Source organism: Planococcus halotolerans (genome assembly GCF_003289955.1).
GTDB lineage: Bacteria > Bacillota > Bacilli > Bacillales_A > Planococcaceae > Planococcus > Planococcus halotolerans.
This window is the reverse complement of sequence record NZ_QLZR01000009.1, coordinates 99635-108660: the sequence shown is the minus strand read 5'-3', so window position 1 is coordinate 108660 and position 9026 is coordinate 99635. Positions and strand designations below refer to the sequence as shown.

At 39.4% G+C, this 9026-nt stretch carries 11 protein-coding genes and 1 pseudogene; 2 read left to right on the top strand and 10 right to left on the bottom strand.

Annotated elements, in window-relative coordinates:
• Positions 1–298: 298 nt before the first annotated feature.
• Positions 299–985, bottom strand: coding sequence for a KinB-signaling pathway activation protein (locus tag DP120_RS17055; RefSeq protein WP_112224834.1), 687 nt, complete (start codon positions 983–985; stop codon positions 299–301).
• 238 nt (positions 986–1223) lie between these two features.
• A complete protein-coding gene (locus DP120_RS17050) occupies positions 1224–2291 on the bottom strand; it encodes an Mrp/NBP35 family ATP-binding protein (protein ID WP_112224833.1) in 1068 nt (355 codons plus the stop codon).
• A gap of 192 nt (positions 2292–2483) precedes the next feature.
• Here DP120_RS17050 and DP120_RS17045 point away from each other — a divergent pair, with 192 nt between their 5' ends.
• Complete coding sequence (locus DP120_RS17045; RefSeq protein ID WP_112224832.1) at positions 2484–2744, top strand: hypothetical protein; 261 nt, start codon at positions 2484–2486, stop codon at positions 2742–2744.
• Positions 2745–2834: 90 nt separating this feature from the next.
• Here DP120_RS17045 and rpsI read toward each other — a convergent pair.
• Positions 2835–2894: pseudogene (rpsI, locus tag DP120_RS18840) on the bottom strand (30S ribosomal protein S9); the annotation flags it as partial.
• Between the two features lie 570 nt (positions 2895–3464).
• Between rpsI and DP120_RS17040 the strand changes: the two are divergent.
• Positions 3465–4943, top strand: a complete 1479-nt coding sequence (locus tag DP120_RS17040; RefSeq protein WP_112224831.1) for an RNA-binding domain-containing protein — start codon at positions 3465–3467, stop codon at positions 4941–4943.
• A gap of 28 nt (positions 4944–4971) precedes the next feature.
• On the opposite strand, the gene DP120_RS17035 is transcribed toward DP120_RS17040, so the two are convergent.
• The 7 genes from DP120_RS17035 to DP120_RS17010 form a co-directional block, all read right to left on the bottom strand.
• Positions 4972–5373: a YhjD family protein gene (locus tag DP120_RS17035; protein WP_112224830.1), complete on the bottom strand. Its 402-nt coding sequence runs from the start codon at positions 5371–5373 to the stop codon at positions 4972–4974.
• Positions 5374–6215: 842 nt separating this feature from the next.
• On the bottom strand, positions 6216–7217 hold the full coding sequence (locus DP120_RS17030) for an N-acetylmuramoyl-L-alanine amidase (RefSeq protein ID WP_112224829.1): 1002 nt from the start codon (positions 7215–7217) through the stop codon (positions 6216–6218).
• Position 7218: 1 nt separating this feature from the next.
• A complete protein-coding gene (locus tag DP120_RS17025) occupies positions 7219–7644 on the bottom strand; it encodes a phage holin family protein (protein WP_420812456.1) in 426 nt (141 codons plus the stop codon).
• Between the two features lie 204 nt (positions 7645–7848).
• Complete coding sequence (locus DP120_RS17020) at positions 7849–8124, bottom strand: hypothetical protein (protein ID WP_112224828.1); 276 nt, start codon at positions 8122–8124, stop codon at positions 7849–7851.
• A 72-nt stretch (positions 8125–8196) separates the two neighbouring features.
• Entirely contained in the window at positions 8197–8457 is a 261-nt protein-coding gene (locus tag DP120_RS17015; RefSeq protein WP_112224827.1) for a hypothetical protein, read from the bottom strand.
• An 87-nt stretch (positions 8458–8544) separates the two neighbouring features.
• Positions 8545–8718, bottom strand: coding sequence for a hypothetical protein (locus DP120_RS18550; RefSeq protein WP_165843824.1), 174 nt, complete (start codon positions 8716–8718; stop codon positions 8545–8547).
• Positions 8719–9024, bottom strand: a complete 306-nt coding sequence (locus DP120_RS17010; protein ID WP_112224826.1) for a hypothetical protein — start codon at positions 9022–9024, stop codon at positions 8719–8721.
• Positions 9025–9026: the final 2 nt, after the last annotated feature.

Genomic DNA, 9026 nt, shown 5'->3' with positions numbered 1-9026 from the left:
ATCGCAAAAGCCGTTCTCGCGCCGAGGCGCTCGTGACGTCTTTCGTTGACGTTTTGCTGTTCAGTTTTCAAGGTTCATGTTTGCCGTCTGTGTTGCTTGGCGACTTTTATTATATTAAAGCATCTTCAATTCACTGTCAACAGATTTAGAAAAGTTTTTTTAAAAATACTTTTTTCCTTCTGTAATTCCTTTCCCGCTCCAGGAACCGTCCATCAAAAACCCCCTTTAAAACTTCCCCCTTTCACTGAAGGTAACACCGATAAAAAAATGCCTGCTTCATCAGCAGGCATTTCACAATCTATGATTTTTTTACAGCCGGTTTAGCATTTGCTTTCCGGGCTGCACGACGCTCTTCAAGTTTTTCCCGATCTGCATCGGACTTGGCATTGTATTTCGGCAGCACCAACAATTGATATGCATTCACTGCCAGGAATGGAAACAGCAGCAACGTAACCCAGCTGTCAGCATTTCCTGCTTGCACCATCAACGCTGGAAGCCATTCGAGCGTAGTTACTGCGATCATAAAGAATAATGCAGAAATGAACGTGGATTTTGTCGTCCACTTTGCTTTGAAATAAGCTGTTACAACAGCTGTTACGATTAAAATCGCCAGAAGCCCTGCATACAGCCAGCCTTGAGCCGCCGTATCAGCATTCGGCATAAAACGGAAAACGATCAGATCAAAAATCACTACCGCGATGATTAATAGTTGCACCCAATTCCACAGTGTAAGGGTACGGAACATATTGATTCCGAACTGATGGATGGTTAAATACGCGAAAAAACCCATCTGCGCGATCAAACTCATCGTCATCCCCACAACTACCAGCCAGACAAAGCCGGCAATGAACTCTCCCCAGGCACCATTTGCGAACGGTGCGGCGAAAACATCATTCCATCTTATAAATAAACCGAGTACCCCGGTTATCGCTCCACCTATCAGCATTGCATTTATAAAGAATTTTACCCAATTTCGTATTGTCACTTTAAAGCCTCCGTTATTTGAAGTTCTTTTAAGATTGTACCAATCAGAAGTGTAAAAATCCATAAACGAAACTGAGGAGATGTGAACAAACCTTGAAGTCACAGTATCTATTCGCAGTTTCGGCACAATTAAGAACAGCGGATATTATCAAAAGGGGTTTCTTTCTATTACAGCCATAGAAAGAAATCCCTTGCCAAATAAAAAATCCGGAACCCCTTTAAAGGTTCCGGATCCATTATTATTGGCGTTTTGCCGCAAATTGCTTAAGAATGGTTTCTGCGATATCACCATATATTTTTCCTGTAGGATGATCTTCAAGATAAACAGAAGGCGCAAAATCCGCTTCATTCCAGTCAGGCTGGCCGAGAGGAATCTGTCCGAGCAACGGAACTTGCAATTCTTCTGCAAGCTTCGGTCCGCCGCCTTGTCCGAATAGATACTCTTTTTTGCCGCTTTCCTTGCTTTCAAACCAGGACATGTTTTCAATAACACCCAATACTTCGTGGTCTGTCTGCAAAGCCATCGCTCCGGCGCGCGCTGCTACAAAAGCAGCTGTCGGGTGAGGAGTTGTAACGACAATCTCTTTGGATGCCGGCAGCATCTGGTGGATATCAAGCGCGACATCCCCTGTTCCCGGTGGCAAGTCCAATAGAAGATAGTCAAGATCTCCCCACTCCACATCGCGGAAAAATTGATCAAGCACTTTACCGAGCATTGGCCCACGCCATACGACCGGCATATTCTCTTCAACGAAGAAGCCCATCGAAATGACTTTGATACCAAAACGTTCGACCGGAATGATGGTATCTCCGCGCACAACAGGTGTTTTCTCGATGCCCATCATATCAGGAACACTGAACCCGTAAATATCCGCATCGATCAATCCAACTTTTTTCCCTAGACGCGCAAGCGCAATCGCCAGGTTGACAGAAACAGTCGATTTCCCGACCCCGCCTTTACCGCTGGCAATCGAGATGAATTCAACTTTATTCATTGGAGACAATAAATCCTGTGCTTCAGATTCATTTGCCGTTCCACGGAATTTCGCCATTGCTTCCGGCGCCAACTCTTCAAAACGAATCCCGACTGAATCCGCTCCTGCACCTTTTAGAATTTCAACCACTTTCATCTGCAATTGCATCTGTTCAGGGGTATTCACTTTGGCGATCGCCAATTTTACACTTACATGGTTTTTTTCTTCTTTTATCTTCACAGAAGTAATACCATCTGTTTCTGCCAGCGATCTATGTAAAAACGGATCTTGAACTTCTCCGAGTAACTCGCGAACTTGTACTTCAGTCAACATATATATACACTCCTTATCACTTTTGCTCAACGTAAAGTATAACATAGCGACATTAGTTTTAAATCAATTCTGTCTTTTAAATAAAATCTGCACAAATCTGCGCTGCGCAAATAAATTCTTCCATATAATATAACTCTTACTGCTTAGCTCAAAATGATATGATGATATAAAATCCAGGTAAAAGGAGCAGTAATGAAAACTAGAGAAATGTTCTATAAAACAGCGGTTATCCTATGGTTCATCACAGCAGTATATCTTGTTTATAAATTCTCATTGCAAGCCGGCTACTGGAAGAACCCTCTATACGCCAATTTATTCTTTTACGGAATGATCCTGATAGCCAACAAGGGATTCAATAAGCTTACTTTATATATGATTTTATTCTACATTGGAATGGGCGTCTGGTTCATCTTCAGCCTGATGCTGTATATGGGGAAAATCCTTGGTGGCTAATAATTGAAATCCGAACACCGCATGCTTGCCTGATTAATAAATAAAAAAAGCCCTTTCTCTGTAAGAGAAAAGGGCTTTTTGATTGATAGATTAACGTTTTGAGAACTGTGGTGCACGACGAGCTGAACGCAAACCTGGTTTCTTACGTTCTTATATGCCCTCATAATATCGTCTAATACAGGTACATATTTCATCCAATATTATTTTTGTCTCATCAAGTACAAAATGAGTTTCTACTATATAATACTATTAACAAGTATTTTTATGGAGGTCAAAAGGTGGTCAAATCTTCTGACCACGAATTGCAGATGAAGTTTTTATGATTTTCTAGACTAGCGGATCTGTAATTTTACTTTTCTTTATCATTCAGAAGTTACGTTTAAGGGTTTTAAAAAAATGAGTTTTTTGATACCGTACTATACTTGATATTTTGTTCTTAAAACACCAATATAACCACTACATATAGATATGCCTTTTTTAGCGCTTTAATTAGGTGCCACTTTATAAACGATTTATAAACGATTTTTCGTTAAAAAAACCTTGTTAAATCTTATTTTATTGTTTACATTCTCCTTTCATAAACGATTCATAAACGATTCGTAAACGATTCCGCTTAAACTATCTACTATATATAGTGTCTATTTTTGAAAATCATAGTTTTTCCCTCTTATATCGAAGAATTAAATATACTTACAATCAACTAGTAATGGAGGTTTTAAAATGGTTTATCAACCAGAAAGTGTAAACATAGAATATAAAAAGTCTACAAATAGTTTATCAAAAGAATTTTGGCTAACCTATTCCGCCTTTGCCAATACGCTAGGAGGGCAAATAATATTAGGAGTAGAAGAGACTAAAGATAAGCAATTTATAGCATCTGGAGTTAATGATCCGGATAAAATAATCAAAACCCTTTTTGATACACTACAAAGTAATAAGGTAAGTATAAATTTAATCACTGAAAACGATGTGAAAATTGAAACTTTAAAAGATAATATAAAAATCATTATTGTTACTGTTCCCGAGGCCCCTTATGCAATAAAACCTGTATATTTGAATGGCGAGCTTACTCATTCATATATTCGCCGTGGTGAAGGTGATTATAAGTGTACAACGCAAGAATTAGCCGAACTGATACGAAATACAAGAGATATATTAGATGATGAAATTATAGAAGGTTTTACTATTGATGATATTGATCCAGAAACTCTCAAAGATTATAGGATTAGGATCAGCAATTTAGATACACAAGAATTCCATGCCCTTCAAAGTGACACCGAGTTTCTAATTTCAATTGGAGCTATGAGAAAGAATAGAAGCACCGGCAAAGAAGAATTAACGTTCGGAGGACTTTTGTTTTTCGGAAAGTATATTTCAATAAAAGAAGAACTTCCTCATTTCCATCTAGAATTTTTAAATTACATAGATGCTGACGAAAAAAGATGGAGTGACAGAATAGCAACAGGAGACATGAAATATCCAAATTTAAACTTGTATAAGTTTTTCATTGAAACCTTACAAAAATTAAAAGGAACTGTTAAAGATTCTTTTGAGTTAGATGAAGATTTAAGCAGAAAAAGTGATGTTGATATAGAAGTCGCGTTAAGAGAAGCATTAGCCAACTCTATAATACATGCTGACTATAGACATCAGAGTCCTATAAAAATTTCTGCATTCAAAGACTACTACGAATTTGAAAACCCAGGAAAAATGAGAGTTAGTATAGAAGAGTTTGCGATGGGTGGGAAATCTTTACCACGAAATCACGTAATAGAATTACTTTTTCGAAAGATTGGATTCTGTGAGAGAGCTGGTAGTGGTGGGCAGAAAATTTTTCAGACTGCAATAAAAAGAAACTATAAAACACCAGATATAGAACTATCCCCATCTTTAACACTACTACGTTTTTGGAATGTAGGATTAATAGAATCTTTTAACGGCTATGATGAAGATACTAAAGAGATACTTGCTATTATGAAAAAGGGCTTTACAAGTACTTCTAGAGCTATTGAAGAACAAACCAACCTTAAAAAAAATAGAATAATAAACATCTTAAATATGCTTATTGAAGATGGAGTTATATTCAAACAAGGCCAAGGTAGAGCAACAATATATATAATAAAGGAAACTCCTACCGAAAGTATCGCCAAGCTGGATCATTTAGTGAGGCAAATTCAAAAATCTATAAGCAACAAATAATATTTTTAAGCTATCAAGTATATTGATTTTATACAGATCCCCAACTATTTTTACGGTTGGGGTTTTCTTCTATCGTTACCTGATGGAAATATACACTAATCAATTCTTCTGTTCGATTCCGCAATTGATAGTGAAGATACTTCCGGTGATCTTCATAGCCGTTGTAGTAAAACACGTATTCAGTGAAAAGCTTATCTTTCGTCCCTTGCAGTATTTTATATTGTTGCCTCTTCATGTAAATCCTAGTATTCCTTAAATCACTTTCTGCACATTTAATCGCCTGGTCTACCAGCTGGAGATATGGACGCTTCAATTTAAAAGGCATATTGTCGATAGTTTCCCGGTCTTTATTCAAGATTGTGAGCAAAAATGGAAGATAGATCATATTTTCGAAATGTAATATTAGCTCTTTTGTCATCAGCGAAGACATGAAATACCCCTCCTTTTTAAGAACTCTTGTTCTTATATTACCCTTTCTAAGCTGCCTGTTCAAGGAGAATTCAAATAAAAAAGCCCCTCTTCTATTTCAGAAGAGGGGTCAAACAAAATAATACGGAGAAAATAAAACTCTTTAATATTATTACCAGAATAATATATTATTAAACATTTTCAGATAATAGACCCCCGGCCATATACGCGCGGGGGGCCTTTCTTACCTTCCAGGAGGCAGGCAAGATATATCTAGGCACCGGCACTAATGTCCGGAACCCTTATTATTTGGATACCATTTTTATATCGAATCAAACTTCTTTTTAATAATAATGATAAGAATAATTAAAAAGGCCTCCCTTCTATTTCAGAAGGGGGGAAAGTATAACTAAGGGAGAATACACTCGTGCAGTATTCATATTTCCCAAACAGAAAAATGTTAAACGTAAATTCTGAAAATTAAAAACCCTCAGTGTTTCCGCACCGAGAATCCCGTTTGCTCCAAGGAGACAAACTAGATACACCTATGCACCGTGCTATAGTCCAGCATAGTCCAGCACACACACTATTTTTATAGCCAGATTAATAAAAGGATAAACCTGAAAATAAAATCTTAGCAATTTCGGCAACCCAGACATGTGTCAATCGTGGATAATCTGCCAGGAGTGTATCTGGGTGCCGAAAAGCTAAGACTGTGAAGGGAAATCAGAAAATAGGGGTAGACCGATTTTTCCCTTCGATAATCATTATATCCTTATTTGATCGAAACGTAAAAAAGCCCCGCAGTTTCCGCTGCGAGGCTTTTTGCGTATTAATACTATGGTCTGCTCTTAGGTGACCATATTATTTTTTCGGTTTTTCAAATCGTGCTTTGCGTGCTTCTTCATCATTGATTAATTCTAACAGGTTCTTGCGCAGCCGGTTATTAGCAACAGCATATTCTTGGCGCGTCATGGCATCATGCGGACGTGTGCCATCCAGATAGCCATTTGCTTTCATTTCTTCCCAGTGTTCCTTTGCCAAGTCAGACGGTTCGTTGGGATCCGTTTTTTTAATTGGATTTACCACTACTTTCACCTCCTTCGGTTTTTCAGCGGGTTTCACAACCGGCTTGGTTGCTGGCTTCCCGACTACCAGAAAGCCCAGCAGTTTAATGTTTTGTTCTTCACTACCTACGTAGCCTTTGATTCCGTATGCTGCAGCCAGTTTGGCTCGAGCAGTGATACTTGAATCCTGCCCCTGGGCATTCAGGTAATCTACAATTGATTGTGGCTTAGATGGCTTTCCTGCAGCGCCGGATTTAAAGGCAGCTTCAATCTTATTCCGGAATGGTAAGAAAGAACCGTACTTATTCAAGATAAGCGCCGGACAATACTTTCCACTCCAATATTGATGCGGGCGGATCCAGTTGATTGGAAAGTCCATTTCCTTCATCAGGAACGCATACAAGGCAATCGCGTTCTCCTCGATTTTTGTTCGATTGGCACCTTCGTGCATGCACTTTTCGAAGCCGATTGTGTTCCGATTCCCTGAATTCAATCCCCACCCATCACCGCAGTGAAAACCAGGTTCGTCAAACGGCAAGTGCTGAATGATATAGTCCTCATCTATTGCTCCATGCCAGGATACATGTGTCGTATCTCTTACCGGCAACTTACCCCAGTTATGCAGCAGTTTGTTGTGTGCAATGGCATCTGCGCCTCTGCCTTTATTTCCAGTGTCGTGATCCGTAATCCCTCGAGCTTTCATCGGAATACCTGGGCGAATCTCCGGATTGCCTTTTGGTACGATATCAACGATAACAGTGGCATGACCAATTTTCATTCCATGTGGTAATAAGCGCATATTAATTTACCTCCTCTTTCTTCGCTTCTTGCAGTTCGTGCTCCACTTTGCTGCCGGTCAGTTCTTCCTTGAATTGGCTTCCCAGCGAAGCTGTTTCGCTCGGTTGCATGACTTTCAATTTATCGGCCAGCTCCTTAGGGACAAGTACGCCGACCTGCGCCAAGTTCTCTATAATCGATAACACTTCATTTGCGATATAGAAAATGACAGTTGCGTATGTGATCGCCCCGTTCAGCCCCAAAATCTGATCGATGATATTGGCGACAATGATCACACCAAAAATAAGAATCTTCCGGGCGTAGCCGAACAGACTCTTTCTCGACCACAGGTTTCCGTTTTTTATTGCCTTGAAAATTCCGGTCAGGATATCCAGCGCCATCAGCAGCATCAAGAAATCCAGGAACTTCACCGGTCCGAATAAATACATACGTGCAACTTCTAAGTGTTCCAAATCAGCACCTCCAACTGTTAGTAAAAATAAAATGTCCATCATGATCTTCCTCTCTTCGTTTTAGGATGGACCCCCTAATGCTTTCTTTTCTCTTATTTGATATATAAAAAGAGCTCCCTAAAGGAGTCCTTACGTTTTATTGCACAGAAAAAAGAGCGCCCAATTGGACACTCTTTAGAATTATTTATAATCTACTACTCTGATGTCTCGATCTAAAATATCGCGCCAACAGCAATTCTCTATAGAGAAATCAGACTGTTTGTCATGTCGCTCTAAAACTACACTTCTTGGATAGTCCGTATTCATATCCTCAAAAAAATTTTCAAAATTCGCCCAAGAAGATTGATACCCTATCCCTATAGCTCCGTAATTTTTATAGAGTGGATCTTTACTATCATCACAGCGTTTCTTCATGTATGACCATATCTTGTGCATTTTCATTCTATTCACTTTCATCTCTCCCTACTCCCATTATACGGCAAGGAGAACGGGAAATCCTGCAAAAAAAGAACGTCCGGGAGGACACTCTCAAATCTCTCTTTCTCTGACGCTACAAAACTTCTTCCATGCTTCCTGTCGTTTAGATATCAAAAATTTCTCTTCTTCTTCGTAAGATTCAAAGCCCATGAAATGTTTTAGTGTATCGTCTAATTCGTCCGGTTCTCCTTTAGCGAAATTAAAAACCAACCTAACCACTAATATTCCATTATAGCGATAATGAATAATCGCACTTCTTTTAGGCAGATCAATAAAGGTTAAACCTTCTTTGAAATTCGGATGAGGGTTCATGCACTATTCTCCTTTCTCCATTACTTTAATTATACAGGAGAGAAGAGAATACCTTTTACAAAAAAAGAGAGCCCGGATGGACACTCTTTACTTTTCGCCTTTTAGCTTTCCGATTTCTTCCTTGTATGCTTCGCATTCATGTGTTTTGGATTCCAGGTTTGCTTGAATGATTGCCTTTTCCAACTCCAATTGCCCGACTCGGGCTGCCAATTGATCAGCAACCATTTGTCCTTGTGACCGTGGATTCATATCTGCTCTCACCTACCTCTCCTCGAATGTGATTTCGGTTTTGAAATCTTTTATCACTCGCCGTTGCTGGCGTTCTTCTTCCGGCATTCCCATTTCTTCCATAAACGCTTCGCTCAATTCCGCTTCCGGTAAATTTAAGTTGATAACCGTACCCATTCCGCAATTCGTGCAAGGCTCTGCGGTGTGATTTTCGTATTCTCCGAATTCCCGGCTGTACTTTATCAGCTGGCCGCGAATGTATCGGGATTCATAAGAGAAACCACACCCGACGCAATCAATCTGGATAGCCGGTTTTCCTTTCAGCAATCCCTTGATCATCT